Here is a 17,725-nt window from a genome sequence, read left to right as displayed (position 1 = left end):
TCGGGGATCAGTTTCAGTGACCGCTGGTATGTCGTGGTGTTCTTCCTGGGCCTGCTGCGCGGCAAGCTGAACAGCGGCCTGCGTAACGCGGACCAGCGCGCCTACGTCATCCGGGGCGTGCGGCCCGGCCCTCAGCGCCGGAGGGCCGTTGTGGCCTTGTCGAACCCCCTGCGACTCTGAGCCAAGGAGGCATGTTCCGCAGACCGTTCTGGGGGCGGCGCGCCCCGCCGGAGCCCCGCCCGTCGTTGTTGTCTATGCGGATGCCGCTGATTGGCTGGTGCTGTCGGGGTTGGCGGGCGGTAGTGCTCCTGGTGGCGGGTCGGGTGGTGGCTGGGGAGTCGCGGCGAGGGCTGTGGCTTGCCGGTAGCTGATGATGGCTTGGATTCTTTTTTCGGGGTCTGTTATCTGGTCGAGAGTGGCTGCGAATTTCTCATCGACCAGTGTTCCTTTTCGTTGTCGTGAGTGTTCGAGGATCAGACTTGTGAGGGGGACGGCGAGGTATGCCGCGATGACGATGCCTCCGACGGCCCACCAGGGGGCGCCGCCCAGGGCGCCGGCGAGGACGGCGGGGAGTCCGGCCAGAAGGCCGGCGATGGGGGCGAGGGAGGACGAGTTCATCGTGTGGATGCCCTTCCAGCACGCGACGGCTGGGCCGCCTCATGCCTGAACGAGCCGTGCGGGGACGGCTGGGACGGGGAGAGGCGGCACAGGGGTGCCGTGGTGTGAGGGCATGCCGAGGGCCGGCGCCGCCGTAGGGCGGTCCGGTGGTGTTTTACGGCAGGCCTGCTAACCCCTTGGGGCGCGGGTTCGCTGTTCCTGTGGGGTGGTTTGGAGGGGTGGTTCGGCGGTCTTTGCGGGAGAGGTTTTCTTCGGCTTTTTGGGCAGGGTGGGCTACATGCAGTAGCTAACAAAAAGAATGCTGATAAAGCCCTTAAGCCGGTTCATCTAACCTTTTCCGCGCCGCCTTTCTCTTTCTCGTCGGTCGTGCGCGTCCTCTTGCGGGCACGCCGGACCTGCCCACCAGTATCGCTCATCGGGGCGCCACTCAGGGGATGTTCGGCCAGATCGGTACCAAGTTCTGCCCCCACAGCTGGTTGAGCGAGCAATCGGGGTCCGTACCGGCCTGGCGTTCACATGCTGAGGAGGCTGGCTGTGGTGAGGAGGTGTTGTTGGTGGGGGTGGAGGAGTGGCCAGCCGCGTTGCTGGTTGTGGAGCCATTGGCGGGCTACTGGGTGGCGGGGGTGGGTGTGGGCGTGGTGGTAGGCGCGTTGCCACAGGATGGGCCAGGGAGGGTTCCACCACGGGTCGATCGTGGCGAGCACCTGCTGGGTCGGGGAGGGGCTGGTCCGCTTCTTCGCGAGTTGGCGTTGGCTGTCGAGCCACTTGCCAAGAGGGAAGCCGTCGCGGACGATCTTGATCGGAGGGCAGAGGTGGCCGTGGTCGGCTGCCCAGCTGCGGGCGTGCCGTTCGCCTACCGCACTGCTGAGGCGCCCGGGTCGCTGCCTCCGTGGTCCTGCCGCTGTCCCGCCGCCGTCGCCGTCGCGGCGTTGTTGCGGGCCTGGTTCTTGGCGCCTGCGTCGTGACTGCGAGGTAGGCGCCGATCCCACCGCCCGCGCCGCCGCCGGGTCGCCGCCGTGCCGCTGCGGGGCCTCCGTCGCCGTCCCGCCGCCGCGCCCGTCCCGCCGTCTCCGCCTCCTGCTGCGGCGCCCCCGCTGCGGCGCCGCGCCGCCGCTGTCTCGGGACCGCGCCTCGAACGCGGCACGGCTCGGTTCGCATCGACGGAGGTCAGCACCCGGATCCGTCCGCGTCGCGGCCCTATCCCGGCAATAACCTTCAGGGGCGTGACACGATCAGCGGTATGGACGCTTCCCGCAACCCTGAGTACCTTCGCAAGATTGCCGCAGCTGTGAGCGAGTTCAAAGATGCCTTCAAGGCGTTCATGGAGCTCCACGCCGAGACGAGGGACGCCGGCTTCGGACGTGGTTTCCTGCCAGCCGCGGTCGCCCGGGACGGGGTGCCGCCCGAGGAGCTTCAGGCCGCCACAGACCGGGTGGCGCGCGCAGCCGGCCGCGCCTCGGCAGCCACCGGCCTGACCCGGATGTACATAGGCGTAGCCGGTTTCCCCGAGCCCGTGGACCCGATCGCGGCCTGGAGGACCGTTACCACACCGAAGCCGCTGCTCGAACCGGGCGACGTGCTGGACTCCGCGGAGCAGATTCTGGGCCGTCTGGAGGCACTGACGGACAAGGCGGAGGCCGAGCTCCCTCCGACCACCGGAGTGGAGGCGATGCATCCGACGATCTGGGGAGCCGCCCGCAAGCTCTGGCTCGACGGCCACTTCCGCCTCGCCGTCCAAAGCGCCGCCGAGACCCTCACCTCCCAACTCAAGACCCGCACCGGGCTGACCAACATGGACGCCACCAACGTCTACGAGAAGGTCTTCAACGCCAAGACCCCGGTGCTGAGGTGGCCCGGGGACCCGGGCGACCGCACGGTCAGCTCCATGCAGAACGGCCTCGCCAAGTACGCGCCCGGCCTCAACATGACCGTCCGCAACACTGCCACCCACATGGCCTCTGACGAGATGACCGCCCAACAGGCACTGGAACGCCTCGCAGCCCTGAGCCTCCTCGCGCACTGGATCGACGAGTGTGAGGGCCCGATCTAATCCGCATGTGAAGCGTCCCGGGCTGATCCTTCGATGACTAGGAAGAGTGAACACGTACATCATCTGCAGCGAGATCCTGAGTCTTCATGATTTCTCAGGCGCTGCCATGAAACGGCTGCGCCGCCGGATCGGCCTCGACGGCCGGCACCGCGCCCGCCCATTCCATGCCCAGTGCGGCCAGGGCGGCGAGTTGGGCGGTGTTCAGCCGGTCCCTCCTCGCTCGGGTGTTGGAGATCCATACACCCAGTCGTACGGGCACCGGCTCCGTCTCGCCGTCGACCGTGACCTCGATGACCGCGCTGCGCGGGACGGGCCGCTTCCCCTCCTTCTCCACCCACTGCGTCAGGGCCGCGAGGCCGCGTTGGAACGCCGCCTCAGCCTTGCTCCCGGCCTTGCTGGGGCTCTTCGTCGCGTCGGCCGCCGCTGGGGCCGTCTCCGTGGGGGAGGGAGCGGGAGCGGGTGCCTTGATGCCGAGTGCGGTCAGCCGTTCTCGTTGTTCGGGTAGGAGCTGCTTCCAGGTGCCTGGTTCTTGTTGCCGCCATCGCCAGGTGCCGATGTCGTCGCCGTCGAACAGTACGCCGGGTGCGATGTAGGGGAGGTGGCCGTCGGCGTCGACGAGGTCGGCGAGGACCCGGTAATGCCGTTGCCAGTTGTCGTTTCGTGGGGGTGTAGTTGAGGTGCAGGCGTTGTTGTGTGCTGGGGGTATCCCGGTTTGGTTGAGACCGTGTGAGCGCGGTCTTGTTGGGCTGTGGGCATGCTGGCGTGGGGTTCTCCCGTTTTCGTTGAGAATTCTCCGTGTCCCTCGTGTGGTCCTGTCTTCTAAAGGTCGGTGTGTGTTTTCCCTGGTCAAAGCGTTGTGTGCCGTGACGTCGTCGGACGGCTTGGGGGTTACCGGTGGGGTGTGGTGGGCCGGTTCGGGGTGGGGCGGTGGTGGGTCTCGGCGAGGTGGTCCAAGCGGATCGCTTCGAGGCTGGTTTTGGTGATGCGTTCGGTGCCGTCGATGATGGCGGTGATGGCTGCTTGGCGGATGAGGCGGGTCAGGCTCCCGATGCGTCCTGCGGTCCGCTGGTGGAGGTAGGCGGCGTGGCGGGGGAGCGTGCCCGGCTGGTGTGCCCGTAGATCGAGTGCTGCTTCCACGCCCGTGATGAGCTCGCGGAAGGGTTCGTGTTTCCCGAGGCGTGCGGGGAATGCTCCGCATTCCACCAGGGAGGCTCGCCCGGCGAGTTGTGCTCCGCGTACCCCGGAGAACAGGGCGGTGGTGGTGACATCGATGCCCGCGTATACGAAGGTCGCTCGGATGCGTTCGGTGAGGTCTTTGAGGAGATCGGCGGTTTCCGCGCCGGTGGTGGTGCGGGGGTTGAGCCGGTGGATCTCGTCGATGAGGATCAGGCGCACGCCGGTTTGGTTGTAGGTGTGGCAGACGGCGTCGGTGATCTGGGCCTGCGTCATCCGGCCGGTCACGGGAATGCCGAGGTAGCGGGCGAACTCGGTCGCGAGGGCTTTCGCACTTGCTGCGGGCGGGACCAGCACATACGCCACGGGCACCGATGCGTGCACGCTGCGGTCCGATGGCGGGTGCTGTCGGGTGTGGGCGAGGTGGCAGGTGCGTCCGGTATGCAGGAGGGCGGTGGTCTTTCCGGCCGCTGCCGGCCCGGTGACGATCAACGATGGCCGTGCGGTGGTCTGCTGGTGCTGTCCCAGGATCATCAGCGTGCGCACGTTCGTGGTGAGGGTGTCGATGGCCGGGGTCCGTACCGTGACGAATGCGGAGTGGTAGGCGAGGCGTTCTTCTGTGCTTCGTTCTGGGTCTCCGGGCGCGGGTGGTTGTGGGGGAGGGGTGGTGGCGAAGTGTTGCCAGCCCTGCCAGGTCGTCACCGGCCATGCCGCGCCAGTTGGCCCGTCGCCGTCTGGGGCGATACCGAGCCCTGCTCGGGCGTCCTTGCCGTGCGCTGTGAAAGGATTGCTTCCTGCTCCCGGGCGGGGGCCGGTCACCACTTGAGAGCTTCTTCCTCGGCGTCGTAGAGCCCGTACCCGGTCACCGGCGCCGCCGGGCCCTCCACCGTCTCGTCCTGCGCGAGGCCTTCTGTTTGCTGGCCTTGGTCGAGGCCGTCGAGGCTGTCCTCTCCCGCACACGTGGCCCCCGGCTGCGGTTGGAATGCCTGGTACCGGCTCTCGGAGCGGCGGGGTGGGGGAGTGCGGACGGTGGTCGTGCGGTTGAGGAGGTGCTGCTCCTGGGCGGTGGCCTGTCCTGCCCGGGCACGGCGCATCAGAGCGTCGAGGGCCTCGGCGAGAGCGGCTTCGGCCTGTTCGGCGTCCTGGCCGGCCCGCTGACCGGTGATGGTGCGCAGGTATTGCCAGATGCGGTCGTTGAATGGCTGGTGGGTGTGGTCCCGGTGGATCCACGGGATCTCGGTGAGCTGGCCGTCGGGCAGGCGGATCCAGACTTGGCGGACATCGTGGGGGTTGTAGTGGATCTCCCATTTCCCGCCGCGGCCTGCCACGGTGGAGGGCTGCCCGCGGTGCGGGCCGAGCAGGTCGTGGTCGTAGGTGCGGTGGTGCAGGCGGATGCCCAGCTCAGTGATGGCCTGCCACCGCACAGGCAGCAGCTCCAGGTAGTCATTGCCGGTCAGCGGCACGGGCACGTATCCGGCGACCGCGACCAGGGCCGCCCACATCTGGTTCGGGGACAGCGCGATCTTCGGCAGCCTGGGATGCCGCAGGCCCTGGTGAGGGCGGTGGTGATAGTGCATGACCCACTCATCCAGCAACTCCTGCAGCTCGGCGACGCTGTAACAGGCGTCGCGTGCCGCGTCCTTGCCGCGGCGGGTGACGTCGGAGCCGGTGTAGCCGGGCAGGTGCTGGCAGAACAGGGTGTTGATCGACCCGAAGGTCCGCTCCACGATGCCTTTGGCTGTAGGGGCGAACGGCGGGGCGGCCTGCACGCTGATCCCGAGTGCTTCGCAGGCACCCGTGAACGCCTTCGACAGGAACACCTTCCCCCGGTCCACCACCACGGTCTCGGGCACCACCACCGGCCGGGCGGCTGCCCCGCGAAGACGTTCGTCCAAAGAAAGCAGACGCTCGGCCGGCAGGACCGCGCTGTGTGTGAAGCGCAGGGCATCGGCCCAGGCCGGCCGCGCCGGATGCGGCACCGCCATCTCCGCCAGCAGCAGAGCGGCGTCAACCGCCTGCGTTCCGGCCGGGCACAGCACCCCCGCCAGGATCGCCCTCGAGGCGACATCTACAGCGATCGTCAGTTCCGGCCGGCCCACGCTGCCGTCGTCGAACCGTGCGAGGACATCCAGGCGGGTGGTGTCGATCTGTACCTGCTCCCCGGGCCGCAATGCCACAGTCGGGGTAAATCCGCGTCCGTCGTCGGTGACCGGCACCGTCCGTACCCGGGTGGCCGGATGGTCCGCCGGGTGGGCGATCTCATGGACGAGGCGGTAGAACGTGGCCCGCGACGGCATCCCCACGGCACCCTTGTACCGGTCGTCCAGGAGCCGTGCGACCAGGGGCATCAGCCCCTTCACGGTGCCCTTGGAGCGCCCCCGCTGCCCGCGCAGTACTTCCCTGACCGCGGCCACGACCCGCTCGTCCTGGCGTCCGCCACCGCTCCGCCCCCGTGTGGAACGGTGGTCCACCAGCCCCCACAGCCCCTGTTTGCGGTACGCCAGCCGCATCTTCTGCACCGTCCTGTCCGACACCCGCCCAAAGCCCAGAGCCGTCAGCTCAGCGGCTTTGGCGCGTTCGCGCTCGGCCAGCGTCCACCTCTGCGGGTCATACTCGGCCCGCATCACCCCGCCGCTGTCCGGTCCGCCAGGCAAGCCGCACTCGACCTCCCTGATGTGCCGCAGCCAGGCCATCGCTTTCTCCCGCGCCGCCACAGGGGCGGTCTCGAACAGCCCCCACTGCGGCACCGCCTGCACTGGCTCCGCACCCAGGATCGCGAAGCCCGGGTCGGCGAACAGGTGCCCGGCGAGCACCACCTGGTCCGCGCCACCCTCATCGACCAGGTGGAAGCCCTGCCGGGAAAGGGCCACGACCTGCCACCGCACCCCGCCGAAACGGACCTGCGCCCCGACCTCCACCACCGGCCGACGGCGCCGCACCCCGCTCACCCAGCCTCCCGGATGCCCGCACCAGCCCTGAGGCCGTCTCTGCTGCTGTTCCCTGCGCCCAACAATCCGAGTCCGCCCCCGGACGCAGGGGCCTGGACCAGGACGCGTTCGTGCAGCGGCACATCGATCGCCGCCACCAGCAGTCCCGCCCACAGGGCGTGGAATGCGACGGGCAGCACCTCGATCGGATCACCGACCGCTGCCACCCCCTCAACGAGCGGCCGCGGCCGCTCGAATTCGTCCACCACCGCCTCCAGCAGCCCCGTTCTTCCCCGATGCCGCGGGTGTCGGTAGCCGGCCAGCCATTTCAGATTCGCTGCCGGCACCTCGTCCAGCGGCGCCAGGCGCCGGTAGCCCCAGCCAATCTCCTCACACGCCGCGCCCACCGCTTCGGCGGCAGCCAGGGCGCGTTCACCGCCGGCATCGGGGCGGCTGGGACAGTCGGCCAGCAGGGCAGTGCCGTCGCGGTGCCGGGCGAAGAGCTGCGGCACCCAGGACCGCACCAGCCCACGGGAGTTGCGCCACAGCAGCCGCACCGGCCGCCCCGCCAGACCCGTCACGTCCGGGGCCCGGTCCAGGACCATCAGCTGGATACGCATCGCGTTCGATCCGGCCGCCACGTGCCGCCTGGTCATGGCCGACCACCACAGACCCGGCCCCCACCGTCGTCCCGGGACCACCGGGAACGCCGACACCGGATCAAGGTTTTCGAACGCGACCGCGAGAGCGGCATCCGCCCACCGCTGTTGCACTGCCTGCCCGATGGGGTCGAGGAAGACTGCTTCGAACCCGGCCCTGATGTTCACGTCCACCGGTCCTGGCCTGCCGCCAGGCCTGACCGCCGCATTTTTGCCGCTCACCCGCTTAGCCAAACCGGCCCGGCTTCCCGCCGGAGCCATTTGCGTATTTCGATCACGTGGCGCCACGTGATGCGGTAGCAGCGGGCCACACGCCAGCGCGCCCAAAAGACCTGGCGCGGGCCGCCCATTTCCCGACGAGCCAGCACCTATCCGTCGCCCGCGTCCTGGTACGCCTTGAGCGCGTCGGCCAAAGGACCGGGGGGCAGCTTCGCCCACTGGGCCACATCCTGCGGCGGCACCCCGGCATTCACGGCCGCCACAACAGTGTGCTGCAGGGCCTTGTCGATCAGGGCGGCGCTGTGACTGAGGATGCGCAGGAGATGCTGGGACACGTCCGCACTCGAACCGGTTTGCGCCCCGCGCAGCTGGATAGCTGCTCCTGAGCGCCGTCGACGAGGCTTCTGATCTGGGCCCGCTGTTCGGGCGGCACCGACGCCCGCCACATCCTGCCCGAGCCGGGCGCCTTCTTCTCCTTGCCCAGCACTCTCAGCTGTCCGGCCATGGTCGCGCTCTGGTGTTCCTGGCGCAGCCACCACGGATCATCCGCGTATCCGGGCGGCCCGCCGGCGCCGCGGCGAAGACGGATGACGCTGCCCATCCACGCGATGAGCGGCCCGCCGTGGTCCGTCGCCGCCAGCGGCCCCAGCCATTCCCGCTCCAGCCGCTCACCGAGCCGGCGGCAGAACAACTTGTCGGCGGGCAGCACCCGCGGCTGCCCGGCACCGCTGTCGGCCCACACCAGCTCGACCATGGCCGGATCCAGCAGCGCGTCGGCCACCGCCACCACCTCCGGGAAGACGACCGCGTCCCGCCCCACGATCCGCCACCGCTCCAAATCATCACCGGCATCACCGCCCGCGACCTGATGCAGGCGCCGCGGCCAGATCTTCTCCCGCTCCCAGCCGTAAGCCTGCTCCCACCACCGGGCCACCACCGCCTGAGCCAGCCCGAACACGCGCTCCGGCTCCGCTCCGGCCCGCACAGCGCGCTGCGCCACTCGGGCCCACCGCCGCTGCGCCGCCACCACCTCCGGCAAGCTCCGCAGATCGAGGTGCTCCAGCGGCTGATTGGCGTCCGCGTCCAGCAGCCACCGCCCATGCCGCACGCACACCCGCTCCCACCGGGGCGCATACCGCACCACCCGCACGGCCGCCCCCGTACGCCGGGCCGTGCACAGCCGGCAACCGAACCCCACCGGACCGGCCACCACACCACCGACTCGCCACACCCCCACCGGACCACCAGCATCAGCGCGCAGGTTGGCGTCCCCTTTTGCCCAGGACGGCAACGCCCGCGCCAGCACGTCCTCCTCCACGCCGCACAAACCTGCCAGGAGCTGCCGCCCGGCGGCGTTCAGCAGGACCTCGGCATCGGCCCGCGCACCCCCGCCCTCGTGCCCGGGCGGATAGTTGCGCCACTTCCACCACGCCCGCAACACCTTCGCTTCCATCCCGTAGCGGCTCGCGATGCGGCAGATCAGCGACGAGGTCGTCTCTCCGTGCAGGGGAGCGGTCCGCAGGAGGCCGGGAGGAAGGATCACTCCGCCACGGTCTCGTGTTTGCCGATCAGGGAGGGCGTTTTCGCAGTAGTTCCTTCCGGCCTCCCGGCCGTCGTCGGCTGCCCTTCCCAAGGCCGCAGCTGCCCCTTCCTGAAGCCAACCCCTCTCAGTGTGGCGGGAGAAATAGCCCGTTCGAGCACACCGTGATCATCCGATCGCACTAAGCTACGCCTGTGGTGGTTGGTGAAGACGCTCAAGTGAAGGGCTTCTCGGGGGCTCGAAGAGCCAAGCAGTGGCTCGAGGGCACGATGCGCATCTTCGGTGCGTACGCGAACACGGACTCGGAGTCCTGCGGCCGTCGGCTGACTCTGAAATGGCCGCACGGAGGCCGGACCTTCTCCTTCGATCTGGGGGGAGCCATGCGCGGTGATCCCTACCAGAACGACATGTTCTGCGCAGAGGTCAAGAACTACGCGCAGCCGAGCGACCAGGGAACGCAGTTCGACGAGTTCCTCGCCAAGTGCTACGTGGCCGCCCAGGCCCAGCACCATCTCAGCGATCACTTCATGTGGATCACCTGGGCACCGTTCCGGGCGAACTCCTGGTCCACCCTCAACTCACCCGGCCAGGTCGAGACCGCAGTCCTTCAGCACAGCAGCCGCGTTTTCGGCACCAGCGACACCCAGGAAGCCCGCAAACTCCTGGACAGCGAACTCGCCCAGTCGGTCGCCGCACGCCTGTGGCTGATCGTCCTCTCGGACAAGCAGGAAACTCTCCTGCCGCTCAAGGACTGGGCAGCCATCGTCGCCGCCGAACTCACCCGCAGAGAGGGCTCGTGGTGAACATCGTCGAACAGTCGATCTCCCAGGCCATGGACGAGCCCGACGACCGGATGATGTTCACCCGGATCAAGGACATCGTCGCTCGGCACCTACGCCGCATGGACCCCGGCGCCACCGTCACCAAGACCGAGTTCTTCAACCACACCCACGTCCCCGACATGGTCCTGGAATGGCCCGGCAGACCCCGCACACCCCGCCGGTTCATCTACCTGCGCACCACATCGGATCAGCGCGAACTCGAGGACGACCTGCAGCGCCTTCCCCGCGCGGACCGGCCGGTGCTTCTCGCCCTCGGTCAACTGTCCTCCACCCGGCAACAAGGAGATCTCCCCCCACTACCCGGCAGCAGCACCGCGCTCCTCCTCGACGCTTCCGCGCTCGGCGCACTCCAGCCGGCCGACGACTCTCCCGGCATCCCCCATCTGGTGTCCCGTTCCGTCCTCGAAGGCGGCCGCGGCACCCTCGACAAACCGGCGACCGAAGCATTCCTGAACACAGTCGTCCAAGGGGCGGAAGCCGCCCGTGCGGGAGAACGCGTTCCCACCCGCGATGCCGTCGACGCCCTCACCGCACGGATGACCACCGACGTCGCCGACCGGATGTCAGCCTTCCTCGCCGCGCTCTGGCAGGGCGGCGGATCCACGCTCGCCAACTTCCCCGCACCTCAGCGAGGCGTCGGCCATCTCGACGAGACGGCCCTGATGTACCTGCTGGAATCCGAGGACATCACCGACACCGCGTTCTGGAACCGGGTCGTCCGCATGATCAGCCTCCCCATCTTGCTGCGCACCCCGGCTGCAGGCACCGGCAATCTTCAATACCTCATGCATGAGGCGATCCGGCTCTGGACCAGCCGCGTCTGCATGATCGTGCCCGGCGTGGCAGACGCGGACATCAGCCCGTGGCGCTGGGCAGTGAAGGCCGGCCAGCTGATCCTGCAGACCCCGCGCTTCCATGTACTGGTCGCCCAGTCCCAGCGCCAGCTCCCGTCCGGCCAGGAACACGATCTGCCCCGCCTCGACGAAGTGAGGAACAGGGCCGACCGCTTCGGCATCCCGCTGACCTCTCTCCGCATGGTCGTAACGGACCGCCACGTCGGCTACGGCGGCCCCGGCGACGACATCTCCCACGACACCCAACTCGACGGCATCAGCGACGCACTGGGACAGGCCGAGGGAGTCATCGAAGCCGAAGCCCGCATCCCCTCCGGCGAGACTCTCCAATGCATGTTCGGCTCCGGAATCGCCAGCGCCCGCGGCGCACGTACCCAGGTACCACTGGACGCCCTCCTCGGTACGACGACACGGCTGCTCTCCGAGCTCTCAAACGACGAAGCCGAGAAGATCACCCAGCTCCTCGGTGCTCAAGGGCCGCCTCCCGACCAGCCATGGAGTCAGCCCAGCTTCGACGACATATAAGGTTCGTGCCCGACCAGCCAGTAGAAGGTGGGCACTGGCCGCATTGCAGGTGACCACCCCGTCACCCCGTCACGAAGCTGGCCGCGAGCACCGCGCGAGAACACCACACCCCAGACTGTGTTGCTACGCCCGGAAACAGAGCGTGCCCAGGTTGCGGTCGGTGAGGCCGTCGGTTGCGTCCGTGAAGTTAACCCCGTCTTCGGGATGCCGCAAGCGCGATCGAACAAACGATCCACTTTCAGGAAAGTTGGGACAGAGAGTGATGCAGTGGCCCAACATGCCGGTATGGATGGAGATGAGCCTACTTTCTTCGATCGGCGCCCTGCCGCGTCGGGAGCACTCTCGTACGGAAGTCGACTAGCAGTCAGGGACACGTCGTATGTATTGATTGAGGCAATCCCCTTCTTCATCCCACACAGGAACTCATCGACTGAGCTGTCTATGAAGCTTGTCCGCACCGACAAGCGGACAGGCGAGCAATGTGAGATGACGCTCAAGTCAGAGGACCTGCACATACTCAAGAGCCACATCGCCCAGGCCCTATCCGTATCTGAGCAAGACGATGATGGTCAGTACCTGGTGCTCAGAACGGATGGGTTCGGGGCGCAACTGGACGCTTCCGATGACGCCGTCGATGCTATCGGTAGCGCCCTGGAAAACCGTCGATTCGCTGCCCAACTCGCGCAGCAGGTGAGCCCGGAGACCTTGGCCAAAGCATTTTCAGCTGCCGTCAGGATCGGCGAGCTGAGATCCGCCGTCACTGAACTGCAAGAGCACCTCGCAGAAGGGCGTAATCGAGAGGACGTCTACCAGGACTGGTGTGAGCGCCACTCCTGGGCCTTCGGTAACGCCTACGTTGCCCGCGACGACCAACGAGTCATCGGAATCGGGGACCACGTCGATCTCCTTATGAAGTCCACCGCCAGCGGGTTGCGTGACGTGTACGAGCTGAAGCGCCCCGATAAGGACGTTATCCTGTACGACGACACTCACCAGAACTGGTACTGGTCATCGCATACTGCGAAGGCGATCGGGCAGTGCCACCGCTACCTCGATACCTTGCATCGTGCTGCGGAGTTCGGTCTGCGACCTGCGCGGCCCGAAATTGTCGCCTACCACCCGCGTGCCGTCGTCATCATCGGGCGGTCGCACAATTGGGAGGAGGCTCAGCTGCGTGCTCTACACGGGCTGAACAGCAGAATGCACGGGATCACAGTCATGACCTATGACCAGCTCCTTTCCCAATGCCACACACTTCTAAGTCACGTCACCGCTATCGATGATACCGCCGAGGACCAGCCGAATGGGTTGACTGCATAGCTCTCCCATGGCGCGTGGACGTCATTGGACCGGGCGGTGACCTTTTCTGACTTGGCTGCGTACCAGGCCGGTCTGACATCCTCCCGAACGCCCCAGCGGCAAGGCGATGATGCCCCTACAACCCCTTGCCTGCCGAGGACCGGTGTCACGCCCACTGCACGCCCAGCTCCCGTAGCGCGGCGAGCTGTTCGGCGGCCAGCCTGTCTTTCCTCGATTTGGTGTTCGATACCCATACGCCCAGCCTGACGGCTACCGGCTCGGTTTCGCCGTCGACCGTGATCTGTTCGGTGTGGCCGCGCGGTACAGGCCGTTGGCCTTCCCGTTCGACCCACTGTGCGAGGGCCGCCAGGCCTCGCTGGAACGCCGCCTGCGCCTTGCTCGGTCCCTTCGCCGTACGAGGAGCCGCAGGGGCGGGAGACGGTGCCTCAAGGGGCTTGATGCCGAGCGTGGTGAGCCGTTCCTGTTGTTCTGCGGAGAGCTGCGCCCAGGTGCTTGGCTTGCGCTGCTGCTGGAGCCATCGTCCGATGTCGTCACCCTCGAAGAGCACGCCGGGCTGGATGTCGGGCAGCACACCGTCAGCGTCGACCAGGTCCGCGAGCACCTTATAGTGCCGCTGCCAGTCCAGCGGCCAGGGGCAGTCCCAGTCCGGGTCGATCTCCGCCAACTGCGCGGCACGCACCGCTGCTCGCTCCGGGTCTTTGCCCAGGCCGTTCTTCGCGCCTTTGCGCCTGAGATTGGCCAGGTGCTGCCCGATGGGCACCATCGCCTCGCCCTCGCCCCACACCGCGTCTTGCCGGGGTGCCAGGTGCCCGTGCGCGCGCCGATAGGAGCGGAACGCGGCAAGTCTGTTCTCCCATGCTTCGTCGCCGGGCTCCCAGATCATCCCGGCGTCGTCGAGGAGTTCTTTGCGGTGGGGGTCGAGTTCGCCTGCGCGGTGCGCGCGGCGCTGCTGGTGGACCCACCGGCCCAGGGGATAGCCCTTCGTCGTGCCGACCTCGGTCTCGACGTCATAGGGGACGGCGTACAGGCCGGTGATGCCGTTCTCGGAACGCCAGCGGATCAGGGCTTGGTAGCCCTCGAGCCAGACGAGGGACTGGGGGCGGATGACGCGGCAGCGGGTGAGGGCGGCGATGTCGGCGGCGTCGCGGGGGGAGGCGAAGTTGACCACGATGGAGGTGACGCGGTCGACCTCCTGCTGCGCCTGGCTGGTCTCCGCGGGCATGTCCCCGTTCTCCAGGCCGGCCGCGGTCGTGGGGGAGGAGCGGACGTGGATGCGCCGCCGTTCGGCGCCGCGGGTCAGGGCGCGGGAAGCGAGCTGGTCGACCATGCGTTCGGAGTGTGAGCGCAGGGCTTGGAGGATGTCGACCAGGGGCTGGTAGCTGGCGGAGGCGACCATGTCCTTCGGGTCCTCCCCGGGCTGGAGGAAGACGGGGATGATGATCCGGGCGGTCTTGGTCGTGCCGTCGGGGTTGGGGCGCAGTGCGCGTCCGATGTTCTGGACGATGTCGACCTGGGAGCTGCGGGAGCCGACGATGCACACGGCCTCGACTCCGCGTAGTCCGGTGATGTCGACCCCGACCCCGAGGGCCCGTACGGAGGACAGGAACGCCCGGTGTACGTGCCGGTTCTGGGCGTTGATGCCGTTGGCGAACCGCTGGATCACTTCACGCCGATGCGCGATGGGATGGTCCCCGCACAGCCAGTCCGCCCATACCCGGTCCGGAGGCACGTGTCGGCCCTCCTCCAGCTCGTACAGCTCAGCGTCGATCGACGACGCGGGCAGCTCCTCCGCCTCGGCCAGCGCCGCCGCGGAGGTCTCAGCGGTGTACAGCTCGGCGGCTGTGCGCGGCATCTGTTCGGCGAACGCCGCGGCTTCTTCGACCCGCTGGTGGAAGACCATGGTGGTGTGCAGATTCTGCTGCGCCGCGTGCTCCAGCAGTGCGGCCTGGAGGAGAGCCGTGCGCCGGCCGCGCAGCGCGTCCTCGGACAGGCCGAGGATCGGGTCGGGGTCGCGGATCTCGAGCACGTCGATCTCGAAACCGGCGAGGATCGAGCGTTCTACCGCCTCCGCCAGCCCAAGATCAAAAATCCTGGTGCCGTAGGTGCTGGAGTCGTCCTCCATCGACGCGATGACCAGCTCCCGGCCGTCCCGCCCGCGCTGCGGCCGGGGCGCGGCGAGGATGCGCGGGGTGGCGGTCAGGTAGAGCCGGAAGTCGACAGGGATCCGGCTGTTGTCGTGGATCGCCGCCCACGGCCGCCCCATGTCTCCGGCCGTCATGTGCCCCTCGTCCAGAATGGCCAGGTCAAACGGAGCCATCCGCTGCCCGTACAGCCGCTCCCCGCCCGCCAGAGCCGATTCCAACGGCCCAGGGACTGTCCGGCGACCAGTGACGTCGGCGGGGTCCTCGCGGTCCACGAGGGAGGCGTACGTGGCGAACACGACCACCGGCCCGGTCCCGGCCCACAGGGCGAGCTGGATCGGGTTGGTGGTGGTGCGCACTTCGAGCTGTTCGAGGACCTCGTCCTTGTCCACCGAGCAGACCGCCACCATCAAAGAACGGTGGCCGACCCGCCGCCAGGACTGGGCGCTCTGCACGATCAGGTCCAGAGTGGGAACCATGACGAGGATCCGGCCCTCGGGGAAGCATTCCAGAGCGCTCGCAGCGGCCGTGATCGTCTTCCCGGAGCCTGTCGCGGACACCCCTGTGGCCCGGGCTCCCTGAGGGGGCACAAATGATCTTGCAGGGAATCCTGCCCATTTCCGGAAGGCTGATTTCTGGTCCATTTGGTGTTCTCGGAGCTGAATCACACAGATTTCCTTTTCTTTTCCCACTCCGTACCAGCAGGCGTCGCCAACTGCCCGTTCTTGCCTGCGGCAGACCCTCAGAGGGGGACGGTAAGGGGTAGTGCTCGCGCCCACCGCGAGCCGGCAGTTCGTCCTCGAAGTCACATGCCGCCATCGCCTTCCACCCCCCGCACCACAGCGTCTCCAGCACCTCCGTGACCGCGGCCACCACCCCACCGGGCTCCGCTCCTGCAGGTGCTTCACACTCCAGCACGGTCGACCACTCAAGGAAGACGAAAGGATGCGCCTTCCCGCCCGTGACGTAGTCGTTGGATACGCCGTCCACCCACAGCGGCCCCACGCTCAGGGCTTGATGCCCCTCACCTCGACCGAGCCGTTCACCGAGCCAGGTGATGACCGTCGAGCTGTCCTGCGCATCGACATAGATTGAGCAGTCCTCATACCGAACCCCGGACCTCTCCGACACCAGCCCCCTCTTCTCCTCTCCCTGCGGCCCTTGAAGGGCTGCAGGTCGCAGATGGCCCGTAGCGGGCCACGCAGCCGCCTGACTTCACCCGCCGCATTCTCGCTGCCAATGACACAGTGACAGTCCGCCGGGCGAGATACCGCACCTGTTGTTCGCCGTAGGGCCGGCCTGGACGCGCACGGTGCCACCCGAGGCCAGCCCGTGGCCGGCGTCGCCCTGGACGGACCAGCGGTCGCCCCCACGAAGCCGGGCGAAAGGTACGTGGACACCATGCCGAAGCGGCTGGTGCCCGTCACAGACCGTCTCTTTTAACAAGCCATGGTTCCCTCCAGAGGACTGCCGCAAGGAGGAAGGCGCTCCACACCCGTCCACCAGAGCAGCCCCCAGCGGCCCGCGAACCTTCCGCCGACCCGTCGGGTCCTCCGGGTCCTCCCGGTCCACGAGAGAGGCGTACGTAGCGAACACGACGACCGGCCCGGATCCGGCCCACAGCGCGAGCTGGATCGGATTGGTAGTGGTGCGCACCCCCAGCTTGTTCAGCACCGGGTCGTTCTCCAGGGAGCACACCGCCACCATCGGGGCCCGGTGGCCCACCAGGCGCCACGCCCGGGCGGTGCGCCAGCAGGTCCAGAGTCGGAACAGTGACGAGGATCCGGCCGTCCGCGAACGACTCCAGCGCGCACGCGGCTGCCGTGATCGTCTTTCCCGATCCGGTCGCTGACACGATCGTGCCCCGGGCATCCTGCGGGGCACGGACGACCTAGCAGGGAATCCCACCCACTTACGGAAACGCGCTTTCTGGTCTACCTGGTGTTCCCGGAGTTGGATCACCGGCATTCAATGTCTCCTATTTCCTGAGTTCAAAGATAATTATTACAGAGGCGAGCAGAATCTACTCTGAAAGCCTGCCTCTCCACCTGTCACCCAGTCAGAGGACTCGGTGCAACATCGGTTCACGACCTTCCTTGACCAAAAAGAACATGGTCACGAGAGGAGCAGCACATTAGAATTTTGGTCATGGCTAACGACTTCTGCGAGGTCATGTTCCTTCCATCCTCCCAGTGCGACCATTGCCGTTCAGCACAATCAAACCTCCCCCGAAGGGTGTACATCACGAAGGGCGGCAGCGTTTACCACCGCACACCAAACTGCGAAGGCCTCAAGGACGGCCAACGGTATGCCCGTTGGAAAGGCCACGATGTCCACGACATCGAGTCCGTCCCACGCAGCGACGTCCAGGCCAGGCTCGGCGCTTGCGAGGTATGCCGCCCCGACCTGCCACCACCCTCCTGGTAAGAAAACACCCGGCCAGGATCGTTGGCGGGTGTCCTGTGTTTCCGCCAACGGTACATGCTGCATCAACCTGATGCACGCGCACACTAGAACCCGACACGAACGAGCGACACCCCACCCTTGCTGCCAGACCGGCCCGCGTCAGCGGGCCCAGCACCCCTGAAGGCGCAGCCGAAAGGGGCGTTGAGGCGAGGGAGCGAAGCGGACGAGCCGACCCGGGATGGAGCGCAGCGGAAGCCCGGGAAGCGGGGCAACGCCCCGCCCGGTCCGGGAGCGCAGCGGACGGACCGTCACCCCCGCCTGCGCAGCAGGCGGGGGTGAGCGGGCGGCGCAGCCCCCCGCCAGCGCTCCCGCGGAGCGGGAGCGCAACACCCGCGCGCAGCGCGGGGGTTCGCTTGCACATCGCGCAGCGATGTGGTACCCGCTCCGCGGG

The 17,725-nt window shown here is 67.8% G+C and carries 12 protein-coding genes and 1 pseudogene; 4 read left to right on the top strand and 9 right to left on the bottom strand.

Features of this window, described 5'->3' with window-relative positions:
- Positions 1-1,130: 1,130 nt before the first annotated feature.
- Complete coding sequence (locus ABD347_RS20600; protein WP_344363471.1) at positions 1,131-1,607, bottom strand: helicase associated domain-containing protein; 477 nt, start codon at positions 1,605-1,607, stop codon at positions 1,131-1,133.
- 299 nt (positions 1,608-1,906) lie between these two features.
- On the opposite strand from ABD347_RS20600, the gene ABD347_RS20595 reads away from it, so the two are divergent.
- Positions 1,907-2,668: a TIGR02391 family protein gene (locus tag ABD347_RS20595; protein ID WP_344363470.1), complete on the top strand. Its 762-nt coding sequence runs from the start codon at positions 1,907-1,909 to the stop codon at positions 2,666-2,668.
- Between the two features lie 94 nt (positions 2,669-2,762).
- Here ABD347_RS20595 and ABD347_RS20590 read toward each other — a convergent pair whose 3' ends face one another.
- The 6 genes from ABD347_RS20590 to ABD347_RS20565 form a co-directional block, all read right to left on the bottom strand.
- A complete protein-coding gene (locus tag ABD347_RS20590; protein ID WP_425575719.1) occupies positions 2,763-3,518 on the bottom strand; it encodes a helicase associated domain-containing protein in 756 nt (251 codons plus the stop codon).
- A 38-nt stretch (positions 3,519-3,556) separates the two neighbouring features.
- A complete protein-coding gene (locus ABD347_RS20585) occupies positions 3,557-4,543 on the bottom strand; it encodes a TniB family NTP-binding protein (protein ID WP_344363468.1) in 987 nt (328 codons plus the stop codon).
- 113 nt (positions 4,544-4,656) lie between these two features.
- Complete coding sequence (locus tag ABD347_RS20580; RefSeq protein ID WP_344363466.1) at positions 4,657-6,789, bottom strand: Mu transposase C-terminal domain-containing protein; 2,133 nt, start codon at positions 6,787-6,789, stop codon at positions 4,657-4,659.
- Entirely contained in the window at positions 6,786-7,595 is an 810-nt protein-coding gene (locus ABD347_RS20575; RefSeq protein ID WP_344363526.1) for a TnsA-like heteromeric transposase endonuclease subunit, read from the bottom strand. Before ABD347_RS20575 ends, ABD347_RS20580 begins: the two co-directional genes overlap by 4 nt.
- Positions 7,596-7,795: 200 nt before the next feature.
- A complete protein-coding gene (locus tag ABD347_RS20570; RefSeq protein WP_344363464.1) occupies positions 7,796-7,981 on the bottom strand; it encodes a hypothetical protein in 186 nt (61 codons plus the stop codon).
- Positions 7,936-9,189, bottom strand: a complete 1,254-nt coding sequence (locus tag ABD347_RS20565) for a DNA-binding protein (protein WP_344363462.1) — start codon at positions 9,187-9,189, stop codon at positions 7,936-7,938. Before ABD347_RS20565 ends, ABD347_RS20570 begins: the two co-directional genes overlap by 46 nt.
- A gap of 377 nt (positions 9,190-9,566) precedes the next feature.
- Between ABD347_RS20565 and ABD347_RS20560 the strand changes: the two genes are divergently transcribed.
- From ABD347_RS20560 to ABD347_RS20550, 3 genes are all read left to right on the top strand, one after another.
- On the top strand, positions 9,567-9,989 hold the full coding sequence (locus ABD347_RS20560) for a hypothetical protein (protein WP_344363460.1): 423 nt from the start codon (positions 9,567-9,569) through the stop codon (positions 9,987-9,989).
- Positions 9,986-11,407 (top strand): hypothetical protein, encoded by a 1,422-nt coding sequence (locus ABD347_RS20555; RefSeq protein ID WP_344363457.1) that lies wholly within the window; start codon positions 9,986-9,988, stop codon positions 11,405-11,407. Before ABD347_RS20560 ends, ABD347_RS20555 begins: the two co-directional genes overlap by 4 nt.
- A 441-nt stretch (positions 11,408-11,848) precedes the next feature.
- The gene (locus ABD347_RS20550) at positions 11,849-12,727 is read left to right on the top strand and encodes a Shedu anti-phage system protein SduA domain-containing protein (RefSeq protein ID WP_344363455.1); all 879 of its coding nucleotides are present in this window, start codon (positions 11,849-11,851) and stop codon (positions 12,725-12,727) included.
- A gap of 145 nt (positions 12,728-12,872) precedes the next feature.
- On the opposite strand, the gene ABD347_RS20545 is transcribed toward ABD347_RS20550, so the two are convergent.
- Together ABD347_RS20545 and ABD347_RS20540 are read right to left on the bottom strand one after the other, a co-directional pair.
- Positions 12,873-15,512 (bottom strand): DEAD/DEAH box helicase, encoded by a 2,640-nt coding sequence (locus ABD347_RS20545; RefSeq protein ID WP_344363453.1) that lies wholly within the window; start codon positions 15,510-15,512, stop codon positions 12,873-12,875.
- 850 nt (positions 15,513-16,362) lie between these two features.
- Positions 16,363-16,836: pseudogene (locus ABD347_RS20540) on the bottom strand (DEAD/DEAH box helicase family protein); the annotation flags it as partial.
- Between the last annotated feature and the right edge of the window lie 889 nt (positions 16,837-17,725).

It is taken from the genome of Streptomyces gobitricini (assembly GCF_039532985.1).
Lineage (GTDB): Bacteria > Actinomycetota > Actinomycetes > Streptomycetales > Streptomycetaceae > Streptomyces > Streptomyces gobitricini.
This window is presented reverse-complemented; position numbering and strand designations above follow the sequence as displayed.

Excerpts from the sequence above, each read along its gene's own strand:
- ABD347_RS20560 (WP_344363460.1), top strand. The coding sequence starts at position 9,567 with ATGCGCGGTGATCCCTACCAGAACGACATGTTCTGCGCAGAGGTCAAG.
- ABD347_RS20545 (WP_344363453.1), bottom strand. The coding sequence starts at position 15,512 with ATGGACCAGAAATCAGCCTTCCGGAAATGGGCAGGATTCCCTGCAAGA.
- ABD347_RS20550 (WP_344363455.1), top strand. The coding sequence starts at position 11,849 with ATGAAGCTTGTCCGCACCGACAAGCGGACAGGCGAGCAATGTGAGATG.